This is a genomic window from Roseateles sp. P5_D6 (genome assembly GCF_054049415.1).
The window spans coordinates 49,999-76,700 of record NZ_JBFUMK010000025.1 but is presented as its reverse complement, the minus strand read 5'-3'; the positions used below and the strand labels follow the sequence as shown (position 1 = coordinate 76,700).

Genomic DNA, 26,702 nt, shown 5'->3' with positions numbered 1-26,702 from the left:
CAGCTGGCTAAGGTGGCCGGGTGAAAAAGCTGCCTCTGACCCCACCGCCCCGGCCCGCCACGAGCGGGCTTCGTTTCACCCAGCTCGTTGCAGCGGCGACCGTTGCCACGGTGGCCGTCTCGGCCGTCGGCCTGGCCACGCAGATGCGGCCGGCCGTGGCCGCGCCGCAGTCCCGCGAGGGCACGACGCTGATCGTCAAGCTCGTTGATGCTGGCCGCGACAGCGTCCAGCAGCAGGCGCTGCTGCGCCACGTGCTGGCCGACGCCGGCCTGCCGCTGAAGGCCGAGCGGCCTTTGGGCGCCGGCTGGTGGCGGCTACAGGCGGGCGCCGACGTCGATGTCTCGGCCAAGGCGGCTTGGCTGGCCGCGCTGCGCGCCGACGCCCGCCTTGCGCATGCCATGCCCGATTCGCATGAGCAGCGCGCGGCCGTGCCCAACGACCCGTTGTTCCGCCCCACCGATCCGAGTTCCGCCCAATGGTGGCTGGACGAGCAGAACGACACCACCAACGCTGGTGCCGCCGGCTTCACCAAGGCATGGGACACGACGACGGGCTCGGCCGCGCCGGTTGTCGCCGTGCTGGACTCGGGCGTGACCGCCCATGGCGACCTGAACGCCAACTTGCTGCCGGGCTACAACTTCGTCAGCAAACCCGAATACGCCAACAACGGCGGCACGGGCCGCAGCGCCGGCGCCAACGATCCCGGCGACGCGCTCAGCCAGGCCGAGCACGACGGCAACCTGGCGCTGTGGGACGGCTGCCTGGTCAACGACAGCAGCAGCTGGCACGGCACCCTCGTGGCCGGCCAGCTCGGCGCGGTGACCAACAACGCCGGCGGCGTGGCCGGCATCAACTGGAATGCGCGCATCCTGCCGGTGCGCGTGTCGGGCAAATGCGGCGCTTCGGTGGCCGACATGGTCGACGGCATGCGCTGGGCCGCGGGCCTGAGCGTGGCGGGTGTGCCGGCGAACCCGAACCCGGCGAAGGTGCTGGTCATCGGCTTTGCCGGCGTGACCTCCTGCAGCACGACGGACAGCAACCCTGACGTCGCGGCGGCGGGCAGGCTCTACCAGGACGCCATCGCCGAACTGCGTGCCAAGGGCGTGCTCATCGTCGCCGCAGCGGGCAACCTGCGCAGCGCGGTCGGCCGGCCGGCCAATTGCAGCGGCGTCTTCGGCGTTGCCGCCGCCAACCGCCAGGGCTACAAGGCCCTCTATTCCAACTTCGGCAAGGAAGTGCAGCTGGTCGCACCCGGTGGCGACGGCAACTACCAGCGCACTTGCGACATCGAGCTGGCCGACACGGGCGTCGTATCGACCATCAACACCGGCAAGACGGCACCATCGGTCGCTGGCTATGGCGCCGTCAGTGGCACCAGCTTCGCCGCGCCCCTGGTGGCGGGTGCGGCTGCGCTGATGTGGTCGGCGAATCCCAACCTGACTTTGACCCAGGTCGAGGCTGGCCTCAAGGCGAGCGCGCGGCCGCACGTGACAGCCTATGCGCTGGGCTATTGCACGACGACCAACAACAGCCGCTGCACGCTGGATGCGACCACCGGCGGGGACGGCCTTCTCGACGCGGCCGAGGCCGTCAAGTTCGCGCTGGCGCCGACGACTTATGCCGCGCCCGCGCGCAGCTCGCTGGGCTTGCAGAGCAACAACCTGAGCCGCTGCGGTCAGGCGCAGGGCAGCACGCCCATTCCGCTGACACCGCCGCCTCCACCGCCTCCACCGCCAGCTCCCCCACCGCCGCCGACACCCAACCCGCCATCGCCGGCGCCCTCCTCGGGCGGCGGCGGTGCAGCCTCAGGCTGGTGGTTGCTCGGGCTGGCGGGCGCAGCAGCCATGCTGCCCCCGCCGCGACCCAGACGCGAAACCCGGGGCGGTTCAATCGTGGCGGCATCGCCGACGCTAGGTCTCGGCCTTCAGCGCCCGCGTCGCAAGAGGGGCTGATCCTGATTCTGGGCGCAGAAAGCATGTAGCACCCCCGGCCGTCAGCCTCTGGTGGCATATTTCGGCTACCGGCCCTGGAGGCTCCATGAGACCCAGCCCAATGCTTCAGGCGAATCGCCGCGTGTTGACCGCCCAACGCCTCTACAGCGCCGCCCTTGCGCGATGGCGGCCTGGTGATTCAGCAGCGATGTCACGGCTCAGCAAAGCGTCCTACGTTCTTGGCCTGGCCCGCGAGAGGTATGTGCAGCTCGCGAAGCGTCGGTCGCATCCGCCAGGCTTCCAGTAGGTCCTATCGGATGGCGGGCCTTTGATGACCAAATTTTTCGTGACGGCGATTCGCATCAGCGACGTGGGTGCATATTCCGATCCCACCTGAGCGGCCGGTTCAGCAGGTCTTGAGCACCCAGCCTGATGCTTGCTGTGCACCTTGTCCGGCGCGGCAGGCGCAGCGACCAGTCCGGCTGCGTGGGCGCCACGGCCAGCTGTGCGAACGATCATTCCGGCGACTTGAGCCCCTTTTCCGGTGCGCTACGCTGGTCGCCAGCCAAGCCGACTTCAACGATTCGCCCCAGTCAAGCTGCAGCCAGCTTTGGTACCTGACTGCGCAAGCGCACACTGGTGGTCCCGACGTCCGCGTTCCGCTTGGGTTGCCCGAGCAAATCAACGATGACGCCCTGGCGAAGCGCGCCCTTCGCCGGCAGCATCCGTCGGATACCACAATGCATGACCAGGGCGTAGAGGATCGAGAGGCCGCCGGGCAGCACGCCGCGTCGGTGCGGCTTCAGGCCGGGAAGGTCCAGTTTGTCCACATGCCCTGCGGCCACGCAACGTTTGATCAGCCAACGCAGGGCTTTCGGCGTGATGGCGCCATCGGTAACGCCCGTGGCCTTGAGCACGCAAGACAGACTGCGGGCAGTTCCTGAAGCGCCCAACGCTTCGTCCCAGTGGACCGCAGCAAAGGGCGCCAGCGCCTGACACACGGACTCGCCTATGACCAGTTGGGCTGCGCGGAATGCGTCCTCCGTCATTCGGCCGCCCGGGAAAAAGCGATGCGCGACGCTGGCACTTCCGACAGGAAACGACTGCGTCACGCGCTGTGCGCCACCCTGTCCGACGATCATCTCGGTAGAGCGCCCGCCGATGTCCACCACCAGGCGGCGACCCGGCGAGGGGTGCATGAAGGCCACGCCAGCGTAGATCAGCCGTGCTTCCTCGTGCCCGGATATGACGTCAATGGGCAGGCCCAGCAGCGTCTGGGCACGGTGCAGGAATTCGTCGCGGTTGCTGGCCTCGCGCAGCGTCTGCGTGGCCACGACGCGCGCGCCGGCCAGGTCGTGCCGAACCAGCTCGGACGAGAAGCCCTGCAGGCACCGCAGGCCGCGCACCATGGACTCGCGCGAGAGCACCCCACGCGAGTCCAGTCCCGCTCCCAGGCTCACCATCTCCTTGATGCACACCTGCCGCTGATAGCGGTTCTGCGTGACCCGGGCGATCTCGAGCCGGAAGCTGTTGGACCCCAGATCGATGGCCGCCAGCGTGGGCGAGGAAGAAGGCAGCAGGTCGGGCATGTCGGCAAGTCGTCAGCCCTGCAGGCCGAGTCGGAAACTGTGTAAACTGAATATACGGTTTTCAGATGAAGGAAAAATGACATGACCCGCATGGTTGAAAAAGCAGGCCAGGCAGTAGCGCCGGTCCAGGCCACCGCCAAGCTCCGCGCCGCCAAGGTTCCCCGCGCAGCCGCGAAACCCGCAGCCAAGGCCACGGTCAAGCCCGCAGCCAAGGCAGCGGCAAAGCGTGCCGCAAAGCTTGCTGCCACGCCCGCAGCCAAACCAGCTGCAAAACCTGCAACCAAGCCCGCAGCCAAGGCCAAGGCCTCCAAGCCAACCACCAAGGCGGCCAAGCCAGCGTCCCCGGCCAAGACCGCCAAGGTCAAGCTGGTGCGCGACAGCTTCACCATGCCGTCGGACGAATACGCCCTGCTGAGCCAGCTCAAGCAACGCGCGCTGGCCGGTGCCCACCACGCCAAGAAGAGCGAGCTGCTGCGCGCTGGCGTCAAGCTACTGGCCAGTCTCGACAACGCTGCCCTGCTGCGCGCGCTGACGTCCGTGCCCACCGTCAAGACCGGGCGCCCCAAGGCCAAGAAGGGAGAATGACCCGGGTCGGTGCGGATGCGTCGCTCGATGGTCGTCCATCCTCCGTGCATCGGATCACACTTGGCCAACGCCGAGATGGCACCTACCTATTCGCAACAGCGCTGTGAATCGAGCGAGTTGCAGGTCATGTTTGCGCAGCACGCTCGGGCGCCATATCGGCTTGACATTCCGCCCAACCGAAGTCACCTTCCACGGAGAAGGTGAGATGCCTCTTGATCGGCCTCAGAGATCGTCGCGTTCAAGACGCAACGGATTCTCCCGGCCGTGAGCTTCACCGGGTTGCCGCTTCTTGTCGGCGGCCGCTGCGATGACCTCATGGTTGGCATTGAAGGTCAGCACTGCCGCCTGATGGGACGCATCCGGCCCAGCACCAACCGGGCCCGGTCCGAAGCGGGAATCCAGCGCAGATTTCGAGATGCTGACCCAGAGCTGCCCGTCGACGCCATAGACAGCCTGGGTGATGGTTTCATCACCGTCTTGCGGATCGTGCATGCACATCCTCCCGTTTGGAGCAATGCCCAATGGTATGCATCGCCATCAACGGCGCAACTGAGGTGCGTGACGGAAAGTACCGCGTTCTGTGCCTAGGGCTTCTCGATCGCTCAGGCTTGTCTCAAAGTCCAGCACGCCCCGGGTGCCGCGACCGTCGGGTATCGCTTTGCGCCGTAGTCGCTCGACCGTGACGCGGCGTGCAGGCTCGACGAATCCCGTCTTGCGACACGGACAATCCAGCCGCAAGGAGTAGGACAACATGGCAACTACCAATTACGGTTCGGATCCCAACGGGCTGATCTGCGGCTACCTGTTTTCGCCAGACGCGCCAGGACGGCCGATATCACTTGAAGAGGTTCGCATCTGGATTGCCAGTGCACAGACGGACGCATCGCCGGACGCTGCAGGCGCCTTCGTTTGGCTGCACTTCAACCTCAGCGATGTGTCGGCCGAACCCTGGATGCGTGCTCATCTCGCATTGGCTCCTGAATTCTTCGAGGCGCTGCGGGACGRCTCGCGTTCGACGCGGATCGAAGATGCCAGCGATCATCTGGTCGCGGTGGTCAACGATGTCGCCTACGAGTTCTCGTTCGACCCGTCCGAGATCGCCACGCTGTGGATGACCGTCACCGAGCGCATGGCCATCAGCGCGCGCAGCCATCCCTTGAAATCGATCGACCGCCTGCGCCAGTCCGTCAAGGATGGTCACCGTTTCGACTCTTCGATGGCACTGCTGAACCAGTTGATGCACGACCAAGGCGATGTGCTGGTGCGCATCGTGCGCGACGCCACCGTGCAGGTGGACACGATCGAAGACACCTTGCAGAAAGGCAAGCTTCAGCGTCGACGCGCCGACCTCGGCAAGCTGCGCCGTGTGCTGGTGCGGCTGCAAAGGCTGCTGGCCCCGGAACCAGGTGCCATGTTCCGGTTGCTGCGGCAGCCGCCGTCCTGGATTGCAGAGCGTGACCTGGAAGACCTCCGCCAGGGCACCGAGGAGTTCTCACTGGTCTTGCGCGACCTCRYGGCGCTGCAGGARCGCATCAAGCTGCTGCAGGAAGAGATCGCCGCACAGGTGAGCGAGCAGACCAACAGCAGCCTGTTCACGCTGACGGTGATCACCGTGCTGGGATTACCAATCAATATCTGCACGGGCCTGTTCGGCATGAACGTGGGCGGTATCCCGTTCAACGAGGCGCCTTACGGCTTCGCGGTCATCTTCGTGATGCTGATGATCTTCACGGCTTTGGCGGGCTGGCTGGCGTTCCGGCGCCGCGAGTAGCGAGCACGCCATGCGCAATCCAGGACTGGACCTCTGCTTTGATTCCCCGCCTCCATCTTGGTCACCGGGGTGGGGCAACGGATGAGAGCAAACCCCATGGCCTCGCAGGCGCGCTAAAGGCTCAAGGCTTTTTCCGTTCGTCGGCGCCTGCGCCGTCCTTGTCATCTGGCAGCGGCCCTTCAACGAGTGGCCCGTAGCTCCCGACGAGACCCGGCGCGGGCCAGTCTGGACGAGGTGCGTTGGGCTCGCGGCCGGCATCACTCGAGTCGGTCGCTGACTCCTTTCCCGCCTTCGGCGTCGGCGGTTGCACGGATTGGTGAACGAAGGTGGTTTTATGGGGCTCCGAAGTGCGCGGCAATGTGGCAATTCGCGTGCCCCCATTCGGCATGCACAGGGTTGGAACGGCACGCCTCGCGACGGCTGGTGACACATACAGTCTTAGGGTTTCCTAGAATGCCAAATACCGCACCTCGCCGATGGACTCGCCCGTCGGCGGCGCCTAGATTGCAGTACGAACGCGCACGGGACATCACATTGAACGTCATCCGGGCTCCCGGCCCTGTATTCCCCTCAGACCATGCCCTGCTCCAGGAACTGGCCAGCCTTCGGCCTGAGCTCAACGGCTACCCCGTTGGGTCATTGCTGGAGGTATTCATGTCTGCCCAGGAGCAGGAACGGGTCAGCGCCTTCCGTCTTGTCGACCGGTGCCTGTCAAGTTGGATCGCTCAGCTCGACAAACCGTTGACCCGCGTTCACGGCGGATTGCCAGAGGTCTTTGAACAGATGCAGGGGCGACAACGTGGTGCCCGCGATGCGCTGGCACGTGTCCACGCGGCGCTTTCACATAGCCAAGTTGTACCCGCCCATGGTGGGCAACCCTGTGGATAAGCGCTGACGGCACCGCGTAAGTGGTTGTCAGGGGCCGCAGGCCATCCCACTGCCCGCAAAACGAGCAACGTCGGCTCCGCACCTAGCGCCAGAATCGCTGAGCGTCGTCAAGCGCCTTCAAGGCATGGCGGCCATCGATAGCAGTCTGTTCCAGCTTGGCCGTGAGCCAGCCGACAGCGAATAGCGCATCCCGGTCCGTGGTGGCCAACGCTCGATAGCGTTCCAGCGCGACGACGGCGTCGTTGTGCGCACCAAGCGCATCTTGCGCGGGCTCCAGGGCGGCCAAATAGCGCTTCATAGCCACACGCTTGTAGCGTGGCGCGACGAACTCTGCGAGGTAGCGCAGGCGCTTCAGCCGCTTGCGGGCACGATGCTGCTCGTCCTGTGTCAACGCCTCGAAATGCCGGCCCTTGCTGGAGCGCAGGAAGTAGGTCTCGTCGGCCTCCACCACGCCTTGCAGCACTCGGGCCTTCACGCCCTGGGCCAGTTGCAGGAAGCGGTGACGCCAGCGGAAGGCCGTGCTGGGAGCCACCGACAGGGTGTCCGCGGCCTGATGCACGCTCAAGCCCTGGCGCAACACTTCGGCTTGGCGCTCCCATTTCCCCTTGTGCCGCAGCCGAGCCAGCGGCGTCTCGGTCAGCGAGTTGAAGGTCCTGGTGCAGCTGCGGCATTTGTAGCGCTGCAACCCGCTGGCGTGTCCATTGCGAACCACGCGCTCACCTTGGCAGTGCGGGCAGGCCAGCGGACGCGATTGCACCGTCTGTACGACCTGCACGACCTCGTCGGCGCCGCTCAAGGCCTGCATCAACTCCTGCCGCTGCCCCGGCGTCAGCTTCGATACCTCGGCCAGCATCCTCTTGAGTTCTCGGCTGCGCATCTGTGACTCCCGTCGCCCCAGACTCCGGGGCCGTGCGAGCCAATATCCCTTCCCACAGGCTCAAAACGTGAGCCATCACGAATCAATGCGCAAAGAGCCAAAAAGAAACCCCCGCCGGCCCTCGCCGACAGGGGTGAATCCACCGGAGGCGGTGGAGGAGACAAGCGCTACAGAAGATCAGATGTTGCGGTGCAGCATATGGATTTTTCAAGGCGGCTCAAAGCCATATGACACAAGACCCTGAAGGCCAAAAGGGAGCAGATTGCAGAAACGACTGCGCTACAGGCCCGCTGCTACGCCGCCGCCTGCGCCACCCGGTCGCGAAACAACTGCGCGCGCTCGCCATCTGACGCTGTCTCAATGCGGGTCGAGGCCTCGGCCAGCCAATCCAGAAAGCGCGATTCGCTATTGACCTCGCGCGCACTTGCGCGCAGCTCTGCATCGCGGCCGGCCAGCATTCGGCAGGCAAGGTCGAATGCGAACATCTTGGCTCGCATCAAGCGACGCAAATCGTCGGCGGAGGAGGCCGGGGCCAGAGCTGCCTTGACTTCGATGGGCGGCTGCTCCATCACTTCAGGCGCATGTGAAAGCTCAGCCAGGCCGGAAATCAATCCATCGCGCTGGAGCTCTTCGAGCGCATTAGGGGCGAGGTTGAGCGAGCGCGCAATGTCCTGCAGTTCCACCGTGCGACGGCGGCCGTCAACGTTGATGAGGAGCATGCGCATCGGCACCGTGAGGTTCGAGCGCGGACCGGCGAGCAGTTGGCGGGCAGCTTGGGTCTTGACGGGGGTGGCGGGCGAGGACATGACGGCTCCTTTTGGCGCGCCCATCATGTTCATAACGTCTTTGACGCGGATGACATCCCGATGAACCAGCGTTGCGGCGTGACTTCTGTCACTGCAGTGATGCCATTTGCACCGCGTCAACGACCCGCCATCCGCGGGAAAGCGCAACGGACACGCTGAAGGCCGGGACACCATGGCGGCCGCGATGTCTGGGTTTGGATGTGTCGCGCGAAATCAACGCCCTCCGCCCGCGCTGCTTGTCATCAACGGTTCGGGAGGCGTACGAGCCCCGTTCAACGTGCTGGAGCGGCTGCTGGACTACCGCGCCGACGTCGGTGTTCTGGCGGAGTTCTCGCGTGACCGGCGCTTTGTCGCCGCGCCCTATAGCGAGCTGACCGACGCCGAGGCCCGAACCTACGCCCATTTCGTCTGTTTGGGCGAGCGCCGCGACAGGCCAATGGTGCGCAGCTTCTTCGAGGGCATTGACGAGCAACGCGACCTAGCACGCTAGCTCGGGCTCTCAAGCGGTGGTCCATTCGGGAACGGCTCAGCATGAGCTGAGAGGAGCAGATTGGCCCCGCGCTGATGAGCAGGCTTGTCACGGTGAACCTGCAAACTGCAGCAGCAATATGTGGAGCCGGCATGCAGATCCAACTTGATGACCGTCCTCAAGCGCTGGTTCTATCGCTTGGGAACCATCTGCTTCATACGTCGTGGCTGACCGAGCTGACGAGAAGATGTCTGGGGCTCAACTCCGACGGACACGCCGTTGTCGAGCCGATTGCCGACAGCGTGGCCTGGGAAGACACTGAAATCGACGTTCGCCGGGTCGTGTTGTAGCCGGGGCAAGCGGCCCAACGATCAAGCGACTCCTTCACCCGACGCACGCGAAAACCACCCGATGGCTCGCACTTGCGCTGCTTGTTGCAACGCTGGTGGCGTTTGCCTGCGCGGCCTTGCTGAACAACGGAAGCGGCACCTCGCGGCGGGATCTGCTGCTGGTGTCTGTAACGATGGTGCTGGGTACGCTAGGCCTGACGACCTGGGTTGTGCGGGCGTTCATTTGCAGATGCCCGACTTGCCGGCGACTTCTCATCAAACAGGAAAAGATCGACACCGAAGAAGCGTCCCGCCGATTCGTCTGTGTGCATTGCAGGGTCGTTTGGGACTCGCTTGTCCAGCTCAGCACTTGATCGAGGTCTGCTGCTCCTGAAAATTCATGAAATCAAACGTGGCCGAACTGGCAGCGCTTATTCACGCAAAGGTCACTGCCCCTGGTTCCAAAGGCACGTCGCCGGGCTGGAGCACGTCAACAGCGGGACACCGCTGCAGTCGACTATTCCTTATCCCCACGTCCCCCGAGGATCCTCATGCGTTCCACCTTTATCGCCACCGCACTGGCGCTGACTGCGCTCTCATCCGCACATGCCATCACGCTTCCCGGCGACGGCAACTGGGCCGGTTTCACAGTCGACGCCAACCTGGCTCCTTACAGCTTTGGCTGGCAGGACGACTTCGGCGCACCGTTGAGCTTCGAGGTGACCATCGCCGCCGGCCAAGTCGGCACGCTGACGGTCGTCGATACCGGCTTCTCGGGTGACCGCTTCCACGTCTACGACGGCGCCGCGCAGCTGGGCAGTACCGGCGCAGCCACCAACGGCGACTCCGCCGGCAACATCACCTTCGACCCCGACGCCGCGCTCGCCAACAGCGACTTCAGCCGCGGCAGTTTCACGCTGGGCGCCGGCACCCACGTCATCAGTGGCCTGCTCTTCCAGTCGACGACGGATGCCTTTGGCCCGCTGAACGCCTCCATCGGCGGCGTCAAGCTCACCGTCAGCCCCGTCCCCGAGCCCGCCGCCTATGCCACCTTGCTCATCGGGCTTGGCCTGCTGCTTGGCATGCGCCGCCGCAACGCCTGATCGCCGAGGAGACTTACATGCGCTTCAAGCTCCTTCCCCTCGCCGCAGCACTGCTCGCTGGCGCTGCCCAAGCCGCCGTCCCGGCCCCGATCACCGTCAAGATCGTTGCCTTCAACGACTATCACGGCAACCTCGAGTCTCCCGGCACCTTCGGTCCTAACACCGTCGGCACCTATGCCAACGCTGGCAACCGCCCGGACGTCGGCGGCGCCGAATTCCTGGGTGCCTATGTGGCCGGCATGCGTGCCAAGAACATGAACACCGTCGTGGTCGGCGGTGGTGACCTGGTCGGCGCCTCGCCGCTGATCTCGGCGCTGTTCTTCGATGAGCCCGCCGTCGAGACGCTCAACAAGATCGGCCTGGACTTCTCCTCCGTCGGCAACCATGAGTTCGACAAGGGCAAGACCGAACTGCGTCGCCTGCAGATGGGCGGTTGCAAGCTGGCGGCCAATGGCGCACCCGATGCCAACAGCTGCCGCGGTTTCGGCTCGTCGGCCCCCGGCACCTTCGACGGCGCCAAGTTCCAGTGGCTGTCGGCCAACGTCATCGAGACGGCCACCGGCCGCTCGCTGCTGGCGCCATACGGCATCAAGAACTTTGGTGGGGTCAAAGTGGCCTTTATCGGCATGACGCTCAAGGGCACGCCCGGTGTCGTCACGCCCAGCGGCGTGGCCGGCCTGGATTTCAAGGATGAGGCCGACACCGTCAACGCGCTCGTGCCCAAGCTGCGCGCCCAGGGTATCGAGGCCATCGTCGTGCTGGTCCATCAGGGGGGCTTCCAGAACTTCATCACCGGCGGCGGCACACAGCCCACCGCCAGCGACATCAACGGCTGCACCGGCGACCTGCGCAACGCCGACGGCACGGACTCCGACATCCGCGCCATCGTCAAGCGCCTGGACAACGCCGTTGACCTGGTCGTCAGTGCCCATACGCACGCGGCCTACAACTGCTCCAAGACAACTATCGACGTCAGCAGCAACGGCGCCTCGACAACGCCGCGCGTCTCCGGCGTGCCGAACAGGTCCGGCCGCTTGGTGCCGGTGACCAGCGCCAGCGCATTCGGCCGCATGGTGACCGAGATCGACCTGAAGATCGACCCGGCCACGCGCGACGTCATCGACGTGAATCCAAACAACGTGCTGGTCGCCCGCGACAAGCGCGTGAGTGGCACCGTCGTGGCTGCGACCGACCCCGTGGTTATTGCCGCGCAGGACCACATCGCCGCCAACCCGGCTGTGGCCAATGTCGTCGGCGCCTACAAGGCGGCCGTCTCGCCCCTGGCGAACGCCATCGTCGCCACGATCACCGGCGACCTGAGCAACGGCGCCAACGCGGCAGGCGAGATGCAAGCCGGCGACCTGATCGCGGACGCGCAGCTCGCCGCCACCCAGCCCGCCAGCCTGGGCGGCGCGCAGATCGCCTTCATGAACGCTGGTGGCGTGCGCAACCCCGGCTTCGTCAAACCTTCCAGCGCCACTTATCCGTACAGCCTGACCTACGGCGATGCCTTCACGGTGCAGCCGTTCGGCAACATCCTGCAGACGATCACGCTGACGCAGCAGCAGATCAAGGACGTGCTGGAGCAGCAGTTCTCCGGCTGCAACGGCCAGATCGCGCAGCGCATCATGCAGGTCAGCAACGGCTTCAGCTACACCTGGTCCAGCGGCGGCAGCTGTGGCACTCGCATCAAGAGCGTCAGCTTCACGCCCAAGGACCTGACACTCGTCCCGCCGCTGGCCACAGGACCGACGGAACAACTGGTCATCAACGGCGTGTTGCAAAACCCGACCAAGACCTACCGCGTCACCGTCAACAACTTCATGGCCACAGGTGGCGACGGTTTCAGCGTGTTGGTGGGCGGCACCAACCTGGTAGGCGGCGGGCAGGACATTGATGCGCTCATTGCCTACCTGAGCGGCTACAAGGCACCTGCTGCGGCGTACAACGGCGCCGCCGCCGAGCTGGCCAAGCCGCGCATCACCGTCACGCCTTGAGACGGCTGAACGGGCCGGCCGGCCTGCTGCTGGCGGCGCTGCTGTCGCTGCCGGCGGCGACAGCAGCGCCGGCGCATCATGACGACGCCCTGCCGCCCGCGCAGGAAGCAGCGCGCCAACGTCACCTGAACGTGGCGCGCGCTGCCCTGTCCCGCGGCGAGCCCGATGCGGCACTGGTGCCTCTCGAAACGGCTGCTGGCATGAGCCACGCAGCCGACACCGAGATGCTGCAACTGCAGATGCAGCTCCAGGGCGGCCATATGCGCCAGGCGTTGGCCTTCGCCGCCCACTCCGCCGCTGCGCACCGGGACGAGCCGGCTGCGCGCGCGCTGCACTTGTGGCTGCTGGCGCTATCCGGCCAGGCCGACTACGTGCAGCGGCACCTCACTCGCGGTGAATCTGCCGACGACGCGCTTGCTCTGCTGCTGGAAGGCTTGTCGTCCAGCATGGTGCTGCCCTCGCAGCCGCCAGGCCCCTGGCCCCATGGCATGGACGTGCCTGCCGCGAGCCGCCCAGTCGCGACGGGGCTGCTGCTGGACGCCGGCCGCCTGGCCTTGGTGCCGGCAGACGCTGTCTCCGGCGCCGAGGCGCTGTGGTTGCGCAATGGTCTGGGCCGCGCGAGCCGTGCGCGGCCATTGGCGGCAGATGCCGCTCTCGCTGAACTGGGTCTGGTGCTGTTGAGTGTCGAGCCACCCCTGGCACCCGCTGGCGCCGCCGTCCCGCTGAGCCGTGTCCCCCTACGTGTGTTTGCCGGTAGCCCCGCATCCCGCCTGGGCATGTTGCGTATTGACAGCGCAGCGCCTGCCTGGCCGGTGCTGCAGTTGGGCTTCCTAGGCCGTGTCGACCGCAGCGGCGCACAAGCCCTTGGCTGGCCCGCCGGTGCCGCGCTGAGTGGCGGACCTGTCTTTGACGCTGCGGGGCGACTGGTCGGTCTGGCGCTGCCCGGGAGGGACGGCGCAGAGCGTCTGCTGCCGGCCGCGCTAGTAGTCCCGCTTCTAGCCGTGCCAGCCAGAACCGACGCTCGGCCGGTTACGCCGGACGAAGTTTATGAAGCGGCCTTGCCGTATGTCGCCCAGCTGTTGCGCTAGCCATCCCGTCTGAAGCGTATCCGTCCGGTCAAGTCATCTTGAAGCCAGCCCTGGTCTGCCGCGATACGTTCCAGCGCGAAAGCGCCACGCGCAAGCAGCCGCTGCCGAGCTTCCCGAATAGGTAGCTGTTTCGCACGGCCGGCGATCTCATGCTGACGCTCGCCATCCTTTCGCGGGGCGCGTCCTTGCAGCTTGTTCCGGGTGATGGCGGTCAGTGCCACAGCATTGGAATCGCGCTGGCGCTGCGCAGGCAGCCGGTGGCACTGGCCTTCCTCGCGAATTTGTCACGGTGCGGCGGCAGTCGGGCGCGGGACTCTCGCGTCTCATCAAAGTTGCGTACGCCTGGCGGTTCTTGGCGCCGTTGTCATCTGCGGCACGTCACTGTTGGACTAACGTCATTGGACGGTTCACTCTCCAGGTAGTTTCCATGCCACTCAAAAGCTACGGTGTTCTCAAGGGACGCCCCATCAACAGGCAACCGGGATCCGGGCAGAACCCGCACTACCAGGTCCATGTCGTCGATGACACAAACGACTACCGCATCGCGGTTAACGTGACGTCGCAGCTAGCGCCGTCGGAGGTCGAATACCTGATCGAGTCGCACTTCCAGCATCCCTTCCTCGCGCAGTTCGAAGAACTGAAAACCGGCTGGAACGTGCTGCCAAACAAGCCAAGCGGTCCAGCGCTCGACTTCATTCGCAGCAACCTGTTCGACCCGCGCAAGCTGGTGCCACTGCCCGCCAGCATCGCCGGCCCAGACAACGACTTGAACGAGAAGATCGACCACTACATCCAGCGTGCGATGGCCGACGAGGACGCGATGCTCTACGCCTTCGGCGAACGCTGGGGTCCGGAGAACGGTAAGAAAGACAAGATCTTCGGATTCCTGCCGGGCAATGGCGTGCACGACATCCACATGAACCAGGCCAATGCCGGCCGCTTTACGGAAACCGATGGCGTCTATCAGGACGGCGCGCTGCTGCTGCACTTCCCCGGACAGAGCCAGTGGGTCGGTGTGTTCCTGAAGTTCCAGTCCCAGACCTGGCACAGCGACGACAAGACTGGCCACCGCCTTGACGGCGACGTTAGCGGCCCGCCGTCGGATCCGAGCGACCCAGGTAATCCCTTTGACCCGGGCACGCAGCCGCGACCCGAGGCGCCCGATGGTGCGGTGCGCATCGTGGCGGCGCTGGTCAACCCGACGCGCTCCCCCGAGATCGAGACTGTCACGCTGCTGAACACCACTTCGCAGACCATCGATCTGCAGGGCTGGAAATTGCTTGACCGGGACAAGAACGCCATGCCACTGGTCGGAAGTATTGTGGCCGGCGACACGCTGCGCATCACTCTGAAGCCACCGGTCATGCTGCCCAACAAGGGCGGTCTGATCACCGTCGTCAACGAGCAGGGTCTGCGGGTCGATGGTGTCAGTTACACCAAGGCGCAGGTGGCGAACCCGGGCTTCTCAGTCAAGTTCTAGCGCGGAGGCGCATGCGCCAATTCTCGAATACCGGAGGGAGAGACGAATGCGAACCACTGCCAAGAGTTCGGACCTGAAGGCGGCCGCCTATGCCGGCACATACGTCGTGGTTCTGGCCTGGGACACCTTGGACGGCAAGAAGCCGACACGCACAGACCTGCTGGGCTACGCGATAGAGCGCACAGAGCTGGACGGGAACGGTGATGAGGTCGAGCGCTATTGGATGCGCGGCATCAAGCGCTTCAAGGACAAGGACAAGGGACTGCCGCCTGGGACGCCGGTGCCGACCGCCGAGCATCCCGTCCAGACGTTCCAGTGGGCGGACTACACCGCGAAGGCGGGATGCCACTACCTGTACCGCATCGTGCCGGTTTTCGGTTCGGTCAAGAACACCAAGTTGGACCACGCGGCCGCAGTCACGCTCGACGTGACGGCGGAGGACGCCATTGATCCGGCAAGCGTCGGCTCGGGAGGACCGGGCCATGACGTTCATTTCAACCGCGGCGTCATCGGTTCGCAGGCCTATGCGCGCGAGTTCGGAAACCGCGCACCCGAGGCCGACAACCCGCGCGCCGAGGAGATGCGCTGGCTGTCGCGCGGGCTGTTCGAGGCGCTGATCGATTTCATCAGCCAGGCGAAGGACGGCATGGCCCTGCGTGCCGCGCTGTACGAGTTCCACTACGCGCCGGTGGCCAATGCTTTCGTGAAGGCAATCGAAGGGGGCGCCGACGTGAAGATCGTCTACGACGCCGAAAGCACCTACAAGGTCACCAACGAAGAGACCATCGGCAACGCCGGCCTTGCCGAACTTGGCGCGGTGATCCCCCGCACCGTGAGCGAAGGCATCCGCCACAACAAGTTCATCGTGCTGATGGACAAGAAGGGGCCGGCCGCAGTGTGGACCGGATCAACCAATATCTCGGACGGCGGCATCTTCGGCCACTCCAACGTCGGACACGTTGTGTGGGACCGCCATGTTGCGCAGAAGTATCTCGACTACTGGGACCTGCTGGCGCAGAAGAAGACGACGCCGACCAAGTTGCGCGGAGCGCTGAAGGCGGCGACGCCTCTGCCGCAGAAGAAGACGCCGAATAACTCCGTGACCCCGGTTTTCTCGCCGCGCGACGACGAGGACAGCAACGAAACGCTGCAGTGGTATGCCGACCGCCTGGCCGAAGCGAAGGAGATCGCATGCATGACCTTCGCATTCAACATCGATCCGCTGTTCGCCCAGGTGCTCAACGTGGACAACGACGTGCTGCGCTACGTCGTCAAGGACGACCCGCTCGGCGAGACCGAGAACATCGGGCATGACCGCGACCTGATTTTCGCGGCGGGCTCCTACCTCGAAAGCGGCGCGCTGGCGAACTTCCTGCGCGAGCGCTCGAATCCCCTCAACCGCAACCGCTACATCCACAACAAGTTCATGCTGATCGATCCGCTTGGAAAAGATCCGCTTGTGATCTCCGGGTCCGCCAACTTCAGCAAACCCTCGCAGCGCATCAACGACGAGAACATGCTGGTCATCCGCGGTAACACACGTGTGGCCGACATCTATTTCGGCGAATTCATGCGTGTCTTCGACCACCACTACGCGCGCTACATTTCGCGCGTGCTGACGGAGGCGGGCAAATCCGACCCCGAGGCTGGCTACCTAAAAGTGCTCACCGCCGACTGGCTACCCACGCACTTCCAAAAGGACAGCTACAAGGCGAAGCGCCGACGCTACTTCGTGGATCCCGGCGCTTGAGCCGGGCCGCATCGTCCTTCCCATTTGTTCCGGAAGCGATTCCGCCGCACGCCACTCTATCGGCCGGCAGCCCACAAAAAGGCCGCCCTGCGCGAAGCCATATGGGCAACTGCTGCCCTGGTGAAGATCCCCATCGCAGTGTCCGTTTCCTTTCCAATGCGCAAGCAAAGCGCAGTCAAATGTGGGTCGCCCCCAGCGCCGCACGTCTCCGCCCAGGTCCTCAGATCGAAAATCATCGCGTGCAGTTCATCCACGGAAAGCGATTCCACGATGTCCTGAGGGGTGGGTTTGGAATTGGCTCTTTGCTCATTGCTTGATGACGTATCAAGCACCGACAGCCAGAGCCAGGAACGGCGCGGGCTGTCGGTGAGTTTGGGCTGACCGGTCCAAGGCGCGGAACCAGCCCAGGTAGCTGCCGACATTGCCCTCGGCGTGATAGCGCGGGCTTTGCGGCGTGGTCTCAAGCGCACGCAGACGTGGGAAGACCTCGCAGCAAGCGGTCCAGTCGTAGCCTGCGCCAGCGTCCACAGGGCACAGCGCACGGATCAATTCGTAGTTCATGTTCTTCTCCTTCTCGGGGCCTCTCAGGCACCTGCCGATGAGCAATTCCACCCAGCAGTGGCCACCGGCGCGTAGAGATCAGCCTCCGGCGCCAGCCCATTGGGGATCACGGGTCGGGTGCTGTGATGCGAGCCCGAATCGAGGATGGTCTGAACGAAGTCCGGGCGCACCCACTTGTAGCGGCCCAGCACCTCGCGCTCGTCCTCCACCTTGATGTACAGACCTTCGGACAGGTCCGACTTGTCGGTCTGCTGCCAGGCCAGCGCTTGATCCAGGTCATGGCGCCGCACGCTTTGCTCGAAGGCACTGCGCCATTGCGCACTCTTCGCGAGGGACGGCCTCACGAGCGCGCGCAGCGACTTGACGTCGCGCGGCATCGAGCCTGCCTGCAGCACCGGAACACTGATGATGGGCGAGCCCGCAAGCATCTCGTGACGCCGCGGCGTGCTGAGGAAAACTTGCTCGACCCGGTCGTAGATGTCGAACTCGCAGAACCAATGCGGCAGGCGGTCATAGCTGACCGAATGCTTGGCATACAGCCATTCGCCGTACATCACATAGCGGTCTTCGAGCAGCGCGAGCAGCCGAGATTCGTGCGAGCAAGCCCAGAGTTTGAACGGCGCGAATTGCCGCTCACGGCCGCCACCGACGAGATAGTGGCCACGGGACTGCAACAGCATTTCGCCGCCGCTGGTGAACGAGATGCCGACGTTGGCACCGTCTAGCTTCTCTTCGACAACTGCATGACACCCTGCGAGGGTGGCGAGGCGGACGTGCTCGTGGCCTTCGTCGCCAGCTTGCAGGCGCGAGCCTTCGATGTGCGGAGTCCTGGGGTACTTCAGGATCTCCAGAGAATGGATTTGGGAGTCGACGGATGGCGTCGACCCGATGTGCGCAGACATGGTCGTCTCCTGGTTCGATGGAACGAACCGAAGACTGGGCGTGCGCGGTGCCTGACGGGCTAGGCGTCCGCCGCCGGCATGGCGTGGGCGGGCGGGACGCGGAGAACGGCTGCAGCGGCCGAGCTCATGGCGGGCATGAGACGGATGGCGGTCGACGGCTTAGAGGGCGGCGATGCTGCAGGACACGATTGGCTCCGTAAGGCTGGTGGTGAATGAAGGACGCGCAGTCTATTTACGACACCGCGGCGAGGCAAGTTGAAGCGTATCGCCGTGACAACGCGGCCCTGACTGACGAGCACAGCGCTGTTGGGACGGTTTCGCTGCCACCAAGGCTTGGTCGTGTCCGGCGCCGATCGCTTCTACAACTTGGTAACCCGCTGATCGGTCGCCGTCCTGGGCGTTACTCACCCTGATCGGCTTATCGCGACAAAACCTGACCAGATCCGCCCCCGGGAAAGTCCCGAGGCTCATAACCCGCCACCGTCACACGAATATTGCTTACTAACTAGTAAGTCAAAAACCAGTTTGACTTCATGACCCTGCAGCCCGGAAATGCCGTAAAGCGGTGCGGATCGCACCGTTTCGGGTGCTGCGATACGGGGCGCGTTGGGAAGTAGCCGTAGGAAGCCGCATTCGACCGATGCCTGCCAAGAGCGGGCAGCGACCGGATTGCGTGCGCTCGGCCCGATCGGGCTGAGATGCGGTCGCGCCGTATGCCGTGCAGGGACATGTCACCTCTCCTTTCTAAACACCAAGAGGATCTGACATGACTCGCCAATTGATCGTCACCCTGTTCTTTGCCGTGCTGGGCCTCAATGCCCAGGCCGCCGTCGTCACGCTGGACAAGGGCGGCTTCAAGCTGACCTACGACTGCACCAACCGCGCGGCCACGCGCTACGAATACACGCTGACCAAGGACACTGGCAGCGCCGCGCGTCCGTCCAGCTTCTACCTGGACCCCGATCTGCCGTCGGGCTGCCTGGGCCAGCTGTCTACCGCCTCGTACGCCAGTGTCGTCAGCGGCTGGGACCGCGGCCACCTGGTCACGAGCAACCACATGGATGCCAGCACGACCTATATCAAGCGTGCAAACTACATGAGCAACATCGTGCCGCAGGTCTCGACCTTCAACCAGGGCATCTGGGTGCAGGCCGAGAACGTGGCCGAGTGCTACCGCGACCTGGCCACGGTCTACGTCTACGGCGGCCTGGTCTACAACGACACGAGCAACGACTACTTCGTCTCCTCGCACGGCATCAAGACGCCGGACTACTTCTGGAAGACCGTCATCACCACCGACGCCACGTCCGGCGCGACCAAGGCGATCAGCTGGTACATCCCGAACAAGACCGGCCTGAGCTCGCTGAACAGCTACATCGTGTCCATCAGCGAACTGGAAACCAAGATCGGCGCGGCCAACGTGGGGATCACCGCCACCGCCACAGTCAAGGCGATGAAGCCGACGACGACCTGGGCCACCCCGAGCGGCTGCGACCTGGGCTGAGGCGCACTCGGCCCGGTTCTGCCGCAGTACGCACATCGTGACGTGGCAGGATCGGGCAGTGTCGCAATAGCGCGGCTGGGCCACGGTGCCGTCTACCGGTGGGGCGTCCATCCCATTGCTTACGCACGATCAAGCGATCGTTCTCAGCTCGGCGCCGTCTTGCCAGAGGCCTTTAGGCCACGCTTACAGACCAAGCAGCCACCATCGCTGACCAGCTCGCTGGCCTGGCGGAACGGCAATTTGCAGGGCCGACGCGGTAACCTCCGTCGCCGGCGCGGCCCGCCCGCCCGGGCCCGCCACCCCAAGGAGCCAATGAAACCAAGCACCGCCTGGACCTCAGCCGCCTTCCTCGCTGTCGTGGTGCTCGTCGCCGTGCTGGCCTGGCCCAGCGCCGAGACGCCGGCGCCGGACGCCGCTGAATCGCCCCCCGCGCAGGCGCTGGCGCTGCCCTCCGCGCCAGCCGGCTCGGCGCCGCCGGCCGGGCCCACTGCCGCGCAGCCGGTGCTGCTTGCGGGCGCCAAAATGACGGTGGTGGACTTGTGCGGCCTGGGCCGCTTCTCCGCCGCCGCGCCCGCCGCCGACGACGAGGAGCCGCTGGATCTGGAATCCCTGCCCGGCCCGGTGGGCCGCGAGCCGCTGGCCGCCGCTCGTGCGACGCTGCTGGCCCAGTTGCGCCAGGGTGACGCGCGCGCCCGCGCCGCCGCGTTGCTGTTGTCGCCACCCGAGGGGGACGACCCCGCCGCCGAGCAGGGCTGGTCGCGCCAGCTGCTGCAGCTGGCGCAGAGCAGCGGCCARCCTGAGGTGCTGGGCTGGGCCGAGGGCGCCTGCGCGACACAGCCCGACCCCATGGCCTGCCGCCACGGCCTGATCCGTGCGCGGCTGAAGCTGGAGCCCGACAACGCCGCCCACTGGGCCGCGCTGGCCGATGCCGACCCCAGCGCCTCAGACGAGGCCTGGCGCGGCCTGCTGCAGTCGCGCCGCTGGCAGGAGCGCCCGCAGTCGTTGCTCCTGGCCGCCCAGGCGGCGTTGCCCGACAGCCTGCCCGGCTATCTGCGCCTGGCGCTGGGTGCCGAGATGCGGCTGCGCGCGCCGGCGCCATCGGGCGGCGGCGAGGGCTTCATGCAGGAGCGCTGCCAGCAGCACGGCCGCACCCAGGAATGCGGCGCGCTGGCGCGGCTGCTGTCCGAACGCAGCGACGCGCTGCGCACGCTGGGCAATGCCACCGCGCTGGCCCAGGCCGCCGGCTGGCCGGCCGACCGCCAGCAGCGCCTGCGCGCCGAGGCCGAGCGGCTCGCCCGCGCCTCGCCCACCTGGTGGCGCCGGCAGGGCCAGCCCATGGCCTGCGACACGGTGCAGACCTGGCAGCAGCACCTGACCGAGGTGGCGCGCGTCGGCGAGGTGACGGCGCTGCGCGAGCTCAGCGCCCGCCAGGCAGCCGCCAGCGCGGTGCACTGAACGCACGCTGTGCATCGCCTGGGATTCGGATCTGGCGGAACTGCTAAGCACGCTGGAGCCCGACCGGGTGAAGGGCACCCACCCGGAATATCGATGGGGCGCTGGAGCTGCTTGAGCGTTCGGTCGCTCACCGCCTGGATTCGAATGAGGGAATTCTTGCTCTCATGGGCGGGAGCATTGGCGCGGGAATCCGGGGCCAATATCTAAACCCCACGCCGGTGCTACTCCAACGCCAGTCCTGTCGAGGGCGGCAGGTCGTGCTTCCAAGCCCTGCTGTTGCGGGACGGACGTTCGCTGCGGCCGGGACGCTGATCTACCTTCGGCGTCAAACGCCCCGCTGGCGCGCGGCTGCTTTGGGCACTTTGACTTTGCTGACGCTCGGACGCCAACGACCAAGGACAGCACACAGCCTCAAGCCGACATCGCGTCAGCGGGTTGCGGCTGTGCAGCGTCTTCCGTCATTCCGCGGTCGCGGTCGCGGTCGACCTCACGGTATCGCTGCCTTGCGGCTCTTCCTCCGGGAAGTTGACCGACAGCTTCATCAGGTTTGACGATGTTGGGGTTAGCGGTCGAACGGTGGCCCTTCACACCAAACGCGATGTAGCCGAGACTGGCCCCACGGTTTTTTGGAAGAGGTGAAAGCATGGACGTCGCGCTTGACAGAGATGCCCTCTACTACCCATATATCCACGTCCGGGATGTGAACTGGCTCAAGGCAGCGCTGCTCTCGTTTCCCCAGGTCCGTCGCGTCGTCCCGCGGGGCTTCGAGCTCAATGATCTTGAGGAGGTCCGGCCGTTCTTGGTCTCCAAGGGCGCGCGAGGCGAGCCGCTTCTTTCGTTCGAGCCAGCCGACCTCTATTCCGCCTACGAAGCGCAAGAAAGGCTTTTGGGAAGATTGAAGGCCGCCGATCCCGACAAGCTGGCTGCGTTTTCGCGTGCTCGGACTGAAGTCGAGTTTCCGCAGAATCCCAATTCTTTTCAGATGCACCAGGGCAAGCTTTTCCCGCTTCTCGACTTCCTTCGAAAGAACGACCTGGCTTGGCCGGCGCGCGACATAGTCACGGACCAGCCGCAAGATTGGATGGCGCTGCATCCCCGACTCGGCGAGGTTGTCATGTCGCTGATCTCGATGGCCATAGCTGCTGAAAAGGGACTCGACATCGTGACCAGCTCCGGCCGCGTGCATCGGGCACTTGCACACATGGATGAGGAGGCATTGCTGAGCTCGCTCTTCGGCAACTCCCCTGGCATCCAACGAGTTCCACCGGATCCAGCGGGAATGGTGGACGACTTATGCCAAGTGGTCATGCTCACCACATTCGATCTATCTCGTTTGACGGCAGAGCAGGTCGGAGAACTGCAGAAGGACGGCAAGGACCTGCGCAGGTTCAAGACCGAACTTTTGAAACTCTCCAGCTCGATCCCTGACGTCGCCGATCCTGGCGAGCGCGACAAGCGCATGGCGCAAGCTGCGCGGGAGGTCGTCGACCAGTGGGAGAAGTACAGGCGCTCACTGCCGCGGTTTGCTTTAGAGGCGCTGCAGTCGGCGGCCGCCTGGAAGCCGCCCGAGTTGCTCACCTCCGCACTCGCGGGCGCCACTTCGACTGTTGCTCTGGCGAGCGGCACAGGCTTGCTCGTCGGTTTGGGCGTATTTGCAGGGATGAGCGTTTGGCGTGGCTACAAGGAGAAGACCTCGAGTCCTTATCAGTACCTGACAAGGATCGAACAGGCCGGTGCGGCGCTGGCGCCGAGACCTGTGGCCAGCGCTTAGCTCACGGGCAAGCGCTCGTAGCCGTTTTGGGCTTGACACGACAGCCAAGGCGCTTGCCCTGGGCGACCGTCAAAGATGTAGAGGTCGCGCTCGCTCGATGGGGGTTGAAGTTGAGCAGCAAGTTCTCCGAAGACCACGTCCCCGACTAGCTGTCGCTTACTGATGAAAAGCTGCTCTGCGGCCCCGCCCTTCGCAACCGCGATGTCAGCTTCTGGAAGCGGCCGTTGCTCGACGCTACCGACTGGATTCTGACCGCCTTGGGCGCGCATCGGGCCGCTTTAGAGAACAGACTAATTCCCGAACCATGCGTGCAGCGCGGCGAATCCTTGCGCTTGGGCCCGCCGCAATACCGCCAGGTGAGCTACGAGGAAGCTAGCTAGCGTGCCGGCACATTCTCGTCCGTCAAGGTAGACCTCCACGTGCGGCAATTCCGGTTGACGACTGATGACCTGAGCAATCTCTTTTCGATAGTCGTCGACGTATTCAACCGTGTAGTCGCCTGGATCGGCTAGAAGAGATAACAGGGCAAACGGCTCTCGCTGAAACTTCTCTATCACGGCCTCAATTTCCGACGCGAGAGGCAGCACCTGATCCGGCCGAATAACGCTGAAGTCCTCGCAGAGATGCGAGACTCTAGGGGCGTCATAGGCCCTCGGCAGCAGAGATGCCCAGTGACGAAGCCAGGAGTTTTCGTACGAAATCCACAGGCAATTGGCGTCGTTAGTCACAGCGCTTAAAGCGCTTTGGACCGCATCGACCGAATCAACAGACGCGGCGCATGCCGGCTCGACAGCAACCGTTGTGCCGAATGAAAGATCCGCCATTGATATGCCTAGATGTTTGCTCGTGTATGGCTTGGCCTGCCGTTGCCGGACATCAAAGTAGGCCGACGTTGGCTTCGCGCAGCTCAGTTTACGAGGCGGCTGACCGGCCAGCAGTGGCCATGCGCGGCTGTCAGGGTTCGCCGCTGGCGGACCGCTTCCGCTGCGGTGCCGCTCTTCGGCGTCGATCTCGACCTTCCGCTTTGGGCACATTGCTGACAGCCCGCTCAGCAGAGCGAGGGGCGGCATTAACGCTGCAGAGCCGAAGTACCGTTCCGTTCACTTCCTTGCTGCCGCTGGTGCTCATGGTGACTGGATTGCGTGCTCATCGCGCTGGTCTGGATGTTGACGACCACTGGAATACGCAGGCGGAGATCAAGGGGCCGGAAACTGGCGATCTGTTCGGCTGATGCCGAGCTTGCTGCATCGTGACGATGCAGCAAGCGTTCCGCGCGCCTAGACTGACCGTCACGACCGGAGGGCGCCATGGCACAGAACGGCGAAGCACTGCAGGCCTACAAGATCCAACGGGCCTTGCTGCAACAAACGCTTCAGGAAGAGCGAGAAGCATTCTTCGCCATCATTGCTGCCCATCGGCACGCCGCTCAGGGCGGAGGCACAGGCCCGACGGAGCAGATGACCGCTGAGCGCGAGCGATTGATGCGCTTGGCCGGCCGGGTCCAGCACGAGATCGATTTGCTGGCAGAGAAGTACTGGGGCTGAGCACGGGGCACGCCCGCTGTGCGGCTCGGCGCCAGCGAGTGCAGTCAGACCGACGACATCAGGCGCGGACTCCCCACTTCGATGAAGCAGCGTTCGAAGTTGGCGTGAGTGCGGATGCGCCCAGCCAGCTCGTCGTCGAATCGCGTGACGAGCTCGATCGCTTCAGCCAAGGCCTCGCGCGCGGCCGCTCGCCACGCGACAACCGCATCGGGCTGCGGCTCCGCTGCGTGAATGCCGCCCGCCGCCTGGCATGCGGCTTTAGCCTCGAGGACGGCCTCCTGGCTGCCAAACTTCGTGCAGAGCGCCTCGCGCGCATAGTCGGCAATCGAAGACTCGTCGTCCGGCTCCGGTGGCCAGCGCGGTCTGATGGGCCGCGACCACATTGGCGGCGCCGAAGTGACGGTCCAGGATCTTGCGTGCAACGCCGCGAGCCGCTGGCTCGGTGTCCTCGCTGAAGGGGCTGAGCTCAAACCAGAGGGCGTACGGCGCCTGTGAGTCCACAGAGCAGGGCGAGGCCGAAATGGCAGCAGAGTTTGGCCTCAAGGCATTGCCATTCCCGTAGCCAAGCCCATACCAGAGCTCCAGCGCTTCATGGCGGCGATTCACCAGGAACTCGGCGTATTTGTCTTCGCCCATATCGCGCTTCAGGCGAACGCACTCGTCGGCGTAGTGCCGGGATTCGACCGCTTCCCACACGGGCACGTTTCCCATGTCGATATCGGGGTGGATGGTCAGGCCCAGGCCGGACGAATGCACGGCCTGCGCCCGGGCGCTCTCGTCGATGTTCATGGCCCAGTCGGCGCGCCATGGCGCTCTGGCATCACTCTTTTGCGGCGAGAAGTCGGTGTATCCCCGCTCGCGCCACAGCTGGCGAAGTTGGCGCGCGAGCTCGGACCTGAACGCTTTGAAGCCGGGCTCACCCATCTCCAGGATGAGCTCCCTCTCGCGGCTCGTCGACACGTCAGCGGAGCCATGGACCCACAGGATGTCGTCGTACTCGATCTGGAAACACAGGCCGGATCGGTGCCAGGCAAGTGGCACCTCGACACTGTTGACCTTTTCGTCAATCTCCCAGTCCTGACGCCATGAAGCTTGCGAATCCATAACGGTACCTCGCCGTGTTGGTTGGAAGTCTAGGCCGCGAGCTCAAGGTGCTGCAGTTCGTTCGCGCTGAGCGTCTCTCTGAACGCGGCGTCGTGCTGCCGGGTGCGCTGTTCCACCTGTCTGAGCAGACCAGCAAGCACTGGGTCAGCGGCGATTCGACGGCGGGCCTCGCTGATCGCCGGTGCGAATTCAGGGCTGGCCTTGATCTTGTAGGTCAGGAAACTGTCGTGCCTGTCCGGGAACACCTGCCACCAGGCAATGATGCTGTCGGGGTCGGTCAGCTTCAATTCCATGTTCTCGCTCCCTGAGCGTGCGATTGGGGTACGAGGCAATGCACCTCGGTCCCTGACCTTTGCCGGTTTGCACCCGTGGCTCGGCTCGATTCGAGAGCCCGGCTGCGAGCGCGGTAGCCGTTGCGAATCTGCTGGTCGGCCGCTGCGATTGGGCATGCGCCAGGCGCGGCGGTGAGCCAGTGGCGCGCTGCGTTCAGCGCTTGCTCGTGCGACTCGCAGTGGTCGCTCATGCCGAAGTGGGCGGTGAACACAACGAGCCATTCATTGGGCGTGTACGCGTATTGGGCGGCCGGAATGACGTCGATGCAGGCCTCGTCCAACTGCTCGAGATCTTCGATCGTGGCCTGTCTCGGTGACTCTGCCTTGAATGCGGCGTTCAGTGCCGCCTGGGTTGCCCTGGTCCAGCGCACGATGCTCGGCAGGTGGTTGCCGGCCCAGTACGCCGGCAGTCCACCCGCTTCCTCGAAAGCGGCCTTGGCGCCTAGGACTTGCCAGGCAACGCCCAGTTGGTCTTCCAGCGCTTTCCTGGCCGCGTCCATGGCTTGAGTCGGCACGTCCTCGCCATAGGGGTTGATGGCGAAGTAGGCGACGTAGAGCGGTTTGCTCATGCTTCTCCTTGAACTTGCCGGCTGGCGCTGACCGGGTGCCAGCATGCTGGCTGGGTGGGTGGGATGAAGCGATGTTGGGTGCTTCGCGAAATACTGTGTATTTATACAGTACACCATAAAACGGGAGGCGTCCATGCCTTCGGCCGCTTGATGAACTGGGCGAGCCTGGCCGGCGTTGCCGGCCGTCCGGGCTCTTGCAGGTTCGCGCCTGGCGCTCATCCACGCGGTGCGTGGACTGCTGCGCAGCCCTGTCGATCCCTCTCGCGGGCGCCTGGCGGCGCTGAAGTGCACCGCTGC

Annotated in this window: 24 protein-coding genes and 1 pseudogene; 15 read left to right on the top strand and 10 right to left on the bottom strand. The window is 64.8% G+C overall.

Annotated elements, in window-relative coordinates; all coding sequences use genetic code 11:
• Positions 1 to 20 precede the first annotated feature (20 nt).
• Positions 21 to 1,952: a S8 family serine peptidase gene (locus ACXJKM_RS25995; RefSeq protein ID WP_457356092.1), complete on the top strand. Its 1,932-nt coding sequence runs from the start codon at positions 21 to 23 to the stop codon at positions 1,950 to 1,952.
• Between the two features lie 572 nt (positions 1,953 to 2,524).
• Here the strand turns inward: ACXJKM_RS25995 and ACXJKM_RS25990 are convergent.
• Positions 2,525 to 3,520, bottom strand: a complete 996-nt coding sequence (locus ACXJKM_RS25990; RefSeq protein ID WP_457356091.1) for a Ppx/GppA phosphatase family protein — start codon at positions 3,518 to 3,520, stop codon at positions 2,525 to 2,527.
• Between the two features lie 81 nt (positions 3,521 to 3,601).
• On the opposite strand from ACXJKM_RS25990, the gene ACXJKM_RS25985 reads away from it, so the two are divergent.
• Positions 3,602 to 4,105 carry a hypothetical protein gene (locus ACXJKM_RS25985; RefSeq protein WP_457356090.1) on the top strand — a complete coding sequence of 168 codons (504 nt, stop codon included), beginning with the start codon at positions 3,602 to 3,604 and terminating at the stop codon, positions 4,103 to 4,105.
• Positions 4,106 to 4,327: 222 nt separating this feature from the next.
• Here the strand turns inward: ACXJKM_RS25985 and ACXJKM_RS25980 are convergent, their stop codons facing one another.
• Positions 4,328 to 4,597, bottom strand: a complete 270-nt coding sequence (locus ACXJKM_RS25980) for a hypothetical protein (protein ID WP_457356089.1) — start codon at positions 4,595 to 4,597, stop codon at positions 4,328 to 4,330.
• 259 nt (positions 4,598 to 4,856) lie between these two features.
• Between ACXJKM_RS25980 and ACXJKM_RS25975 the strand changes: the two genes are divergently transcribed.
• Positions 4,857 to 5,876: a transporter gene (locus ACXJKM_RS25975; RefSeq protein WP_457356088.1), complete on the top strand. Its 1,020-nt coding sequence runs from the start codon at positions 4,857 to 4,859 to the stop codon at positions 5,874 to 5,876.
• Positions 5,877 to 6,990: 1,114 nt separating this feature from the next.
• Here the strand turns inward: ACXJKM_RS25975 and ACXJKM_RS25970 are convergent.
• Together ACXJKM_RS25970 and ACXJKM_RS25965 are read right to left on the bottom strand one after the other, a co-directional pair.
• Positions 6,991 to 7,641 (bottom strand): annotated as a pseudogene (locus ACXJKM_RS25970) (CHAD domain-containing protein); the annotation flags it as partial.
• 293 nt (positions 7,642 to 7,934) lie between these two features.
• Positions 7,935 to 8,447 (bottom strand): hypothetical protein, encoded by a 513-nt coding sequence (locus tag ACXJKM_RS25965; RefSeq protein ID WP_457356087.1) that lies wholly within the window; start codon positions 8,445 to 8,447, stop codon positions 7,935 to 7,937.
• A 172-nt stretch (positions 8,448 to 8,619) separates the two neighbouring features.
• Here ACXJKM_RS25965 and ACXJKM_RS25960 point away from each other — a divergent pair, with 172 nt between their 5' ends.
• The 7 genes from ACXJKM_RS25960 (at position 8,620) to ACXJKM_RS25930 (ending at position 16,663) form a co-directional block, all read left to right on the top strand.
• Positions 8,620 to 8,937 carry a hypothetical protein gene (locus ACXJKM_RS25960; protein WP_457356086.1) on the top strand — a complete coding sequence of 106 codons (318 nt, stop codon included), beginning with the start codon at positions 8,620 to 8,622 and terminating at the stop codon, positions 8,935 to 8,937.
• A gap of 131 nt (positions 8,938 to 9,068) precedes the next feature.
• On the top strand, positions 9,069 to 9,266 hold the full coding sequence (locus tag ACXJKM_RS25955; RefSeq protein ID WP_457356085.1) for a hypothetical protein: 198 nt from the start codon (positions 9,069 to 9,071) through the stop codon (positions 9,264 to 9,266).
• A 530-nt stretch (positions 9,267 to 9,796) separates the two neighbouring features.
• Positions 9,797 to 10,348 carry a PEP-CTERM sorting domain-containing protein gene (locus ACXJKM_RS25950; protein ID WP_457356084.1) on the top strand — a complete coding sequence of 184 codons (552 nt, stop codon included), beginning with the start codon at positions 9,797 to 9,799 and terminating at the stop codon, positions 10,346 to 10,348.
• A gap of 17 nt (positions 10,349 to 10,365) precedes the next feature.
• On the top strand, positions 10,366 to 12,345 hold the full coding sequence (locus ACXJKM_RS25945; protein WP_457356083.1) for a bifunctional metallophosphatase/5'-nucleotidase: 1,980 nt from the start codon (positions 10,366 to 10,368) through the stop codon (positions 12,343 to 12,345).
• On the top strand, positions 12,342 to 13,433 hold the full coding sequence (locus ACXJKM_RS25940; RefSeq protein ID WP_457356082.1) for a hypothetical protein: 1,092 nt from the start codon (positions 12,342 to 12,344) through the stop codon (positions 13,431 to 13,433). The genes ACXJKM_RS25945 and ACXJKM_RS25940 overlap by 4 nt, the downstream gene beginning before the upstream one ends.
• 427 nt (positions 13,434 to 13,860) lie before the next feature.
• The gene (locus tag ACXJKM_RS25935; protein WP_457356081.1) at positions 13,861 to 14,913 is read left to right on the top strand and encodes a DUF2278 family protein; all 1,053 of its coding nucleotides are present in this window, start codon (positions 13,861 to 13,863) and stop codon (positions 14,911 to 14,913) included.
• A gap of 46 nt (positions 14,914 to 14,959) precedes the next feature.
• Positions 14,960 to 16,663, top strand: a complete 1,704-nt coding sequence (locus ACXJKM_RS25930; protein ID WP_457356080.1) for a phospholipase D-like domain-containing protein — start codon at positions 14,960 to 14,962, stop codon at positions 16,661 to 16,663.
• Positions 16,664 to 16,987: 324 nt separating this feature from the next.
• Here the strand turns inward: ACXJKM_RS25930 and ACXJKM_RS25925 are convergent, their stop codons facing one another.
• Together ACXJKM_RS25925 and ACXJKM_RS25920 are read right to left on the bottom strand one after the other, a co-directional pair.
• Entirely contained in the window at positions 16,988 to 17,224 is a 237-nt protein-coding gene (locus ACXJKM_RS25925) for a hypothetical protein (RefSeq protein ID WP_457356112.1), read from the bottom strand.
• Between the two features lie 23 nt (positions 17,225 to 17,247).
• Positions 17,248 to 18,126, bottom strand: a complete 879-nt coding sequence (locus tag ACXJKM_RS25920) for an RNA ligase family protein (protein WP_457356079.1) — start codon at positions 18,124 to 18,126, stop codon at positions 17,248 to 17,250.
• A gap of 766 nt (positions 18,127 to 18,892) precedes the next feature.
• On the opposite strand from ACXJKM_RS25920, the gene ACXJKM_RS25915 reads away from it, so the two are divergent.
• The 3 genes from ACXJKM_RS25915 to ACXJKM_RS25905 all read left to right on the top strand — a co-directional run bounded on the left by ACXJKM_RS25915 (position 18,893) and on the right by ACXJKM_RS25905 (position 22,856).
• Complete coding sequence (locus ACXJKM_RS25915; protein ID WP_457356078.1) at positions 18,893 to 19,630, top strand: DNA/RNA non-specific endonuclease; 738 nt, start codon at positions 18,893 to 18,895, stop codon at positions 19,628 to 19,630.
• 312 nt (positions 19,631 to 19,942) lie between these two features.
• Complete coding sequence (locus tag ACXJKM_RS25910) at positions 19,943 to 21,085, top strand: hypothetical protein (RefSeq protein ID WP_457356077.1); 1,143 nt, start codon at positions 19,943 to 19,945, stop codon at positions 21,083 to 21,085.
• A gap of 643 nt (positions 21,086 to 21,728) precedes the next feature.
• A complete protein-coding gene (locus tag ACXJKM_RS25905; RefSeq protein WP_457356076.1) occupies positions 21,729 to 22,856 on the top strand; it encodes a hypothetical protein in 1,128 nt (375 codons plus the stop codon).
• Positions 22,857 to 23,146: 290 nt separating this feature from the next.
• Here ACXJKM_RS25905 and ACXJKM_RS25900 read toward each other — a convergent pair whose 3' ends face one another.
• Positions 23,147 to 23,926: a hypothetical protein gene (locus tag ACXJKM_RS25900; protein ID WP_457356075.1), complete on the bottom strand. Its 780-nt coding sequence runs from the start codon at positions 23,924 to 23,926 to the stop codon at positions 23,147 to 23,149.
• Between the two features lie 38 nt (positions 23,927 to 23,964).
• Between ACXJKM_RS25900 and ACXJKM_RS25895 the strand changes: the two genes are divergently transcribed.
• Positions 23,965 to 24,087, top strand: coding sequence for a hypothetical protein (locus ACXJKM_RS25895; RefSeq protein WP_457356074.1), 123 nt, complete (start codon positions 23,965 to 23,967; stop codon positions 24,085 to 24,087).
• Between the two features lie 76 nt (positions 24,088 to 24,163).
• Positions 24,164 to 24,400 carry a hypothetical protein gene (locus ACXJKM_RS25890; protein ID WP_457356073.1) on the top strand — a complete coding sequence of 79 codons (237 nt, stop codon included), beginning with the start codon at positions 24,164 to 24,166 and terminating at the stop codon, positions 24,398 to 24,400.
• 258 nt (positions 24,401 to 24,658) lie between these two features.
• Here the strand turns inward: ACXJKM_RS25890 and ACXJKM_RS25885 are convergent, their stop codons facing one another.
• From ACXJKM_RS25885 to ACXJKM_RS25875, 3 genes are read right to left on the bottom strand one after another with little or no spacing between them, the layout of a single operon-like run.
• Positions 24,659 to 25,504 carry a hypothetical protein gene (locus tag ACXJKM_RS25885; RefSeq protein WP_457356072.1) on the bottom strand — a complete coding sequence of 282 codons (846 nt, stop codon included), beginning with the start codon at positions 25,502 to 25,504 and terminating at the stop codon, positions 24,659 to 24,661.
• Positions 25,505 to 25,533: 29 nt separating this feature from the next.
• On the bottom strand, positions 25,534 to 25,797 hold the full coding sequence (locus ACXJKM_RS25880) for a hypothetical protein (protein ID WP_457356071.1): 264 nt from the start codon (positions 25,795 to 25,797) through the stop codon (positions 25,534 to 25,536).
• Complete coding sequence (locus ACXJKM_RS25875; RefSeq protein WP_457356070.1) at positions 25,788 to 26,405, bottom strand: hypothetical protein; 618 nt, start codon at positions 26,403 to 26,405, stop codon at positions 25,788 to 25,790. The genes ACXJKM_RS25880 and ACXJKM_RS25875 overlap by 10 nt, the downstream gene beginning before the upstream one ends.
• Between the last annotated feature and the right edge of the window lie 297 nt (positions 26,406 to 26,702).

What these genes read in the sequence shown, in the direction of transcription:
- ACXJKM_RS25985 (WP_457356090.1), top strand. Translation starts at nt 3,602, where the DNA reads ATGACCCGCATGGTTGAAAAAGCAGGCCAGGCAGTAGCGCCGGTCCAG.
- ACXJKM_RS25920 (WP_457356079.1), bottom strand. Translation starts at nt 18,126, where the DNA reads ATGTCTGCGCACATCGGGTCGACGCCATCCGTCGACTCCCAAATCCAT.
- ACXJKM_RS25955 (WP_457356085.1), top strand. Translation starts at nt 9,069, where the DNA reads ATGCAGATCCAACTTGATGACCGTCCTCAAGCGCTGGTTCTATCGCTT.
- ACXJKM_RS25935 (WP_457356081.1), top strand. Translation starts at nt 13,861, where the DNA reads ATGCCACTCAAAAGCTACGGTGTTCTCAAGGGACGCCCCATCAACAGG.
- ACXJKM_RS25915 (WP_457356078.1), top strand. Translation starts at nt 18,893, where the DNA reads ATGACTCGCCAATTGATCGTCACCCTGTTCTTTGCCGTGCTGGGCCTC.
- ACXJKM_RS25880 (WP_457356071.1), bottom strand. Translation starts at nt 25,797, where the DNA reads ATGGAATTGAAGCTGACCGACCCCGACAGCATCATTGCCTGGTGGCAG.
- ACXJKM_RS25945 (WP_457356083.1), top strand. Translation starts at nt 10,366, where the DNA reads ATGCGCTTCAAGCTCCTTCCCCTCGCCGCAGCACTGCTCGCTGGCGCT.
- ACXJKM_RS25900 (WP_457356075.1), bottom strand. Translation starts at nt 23,926, where the DNA reads ATGCCGCCCCTCGCTCTGCTGAGCGGGCTGTCAGCAATGTGCCCAAAG.
- ACXJKM_RS25960 (WP_457356086.1), top strand. Translation starts at nt 8,620, where the DNA reads ATGGCGGCCGCGATGTCTGGGTTTGGATGTGTCGCGCGAAATCAACGC.
- ACXJKM_RS25965 (WP_457356087.1), bottom strand. Translation starts at nt 8,447, where the DNA reads ATGTCCTCGCCCGCCACCCCCGTCAAGACCCAAGCTGCCCGCCAACTG.
- ACXJKM_RS25925 (WP_457356112.1), bottom strand. Translation starts at nt 17,224, where the DNA reads ATGAACTACGAATTGATCCGTGCGCTGTGCCCTGTGGACGCTGGCGCA.
- ACXJKM_RS25990 (WP_457356091.1), bottom strand. Translation starts at nt 3,520, where the DNA reads ATGCCCGACCTGCTGCCTTCTTCCTCGCCCACGCTGGCGGCCATCGAT.
- ACXJKM_RS25885 (WP_457356072.1), bottom strand. Translation starts at nt 25,504, where the DNA reads ATGGATTCGCAAGCTTCATGGCGTCAGGACTGGGAGATTGACGAAAAG.
- ACXJKM_RS25980 (WP_457356089.1), bottom strand. Translation starts at nt 4,597, where the DNA reads ATGCACGATCCGCAAGACGGTGATGAAACCATCACCCAGGCTGTCTAT.
- ACXJKM_RS25890 (WP_457356073.1), top strand. Translation starts at nt 24,164, where the DNA reads ATGGCACAGAACGGCGAAGCACTGCAGGCCTACAAGATCCAACGGGCC.
- ACXJKM_RS25950 (WP_457356084.1), top strand. Translation starts at nt 9,797, where the DNA reads ATGCGTTCCACCTTTATCGCCACCGCACTGGCGCTGACTGCGCTCTCA.
- ACXJKM_RS25930 (WP_457356080.1), top strand. Translation starts at nt 14,960, where the DNA reads ATGCGAACCACTGCCAAGAGTTCGGACCTGAAGGCGGCCGCCTATGCC.
- ACXJKM_RS25905 (WP_457356076.1), top strand. Translation starts at nt 21,729, where the DNA reads ATGGACGTCGCGCTTGACAGAGATGCCCTCTACTACCCATATATCCAC.
- ACXJKM_RS25875 (WP_457356070.1), bottom strand. Translation starts at nt 26,405, where the DNA reads ATGAGCAAACCGCTCTACGTCGCCTACTTCGCCATCAACCCCTATGGC.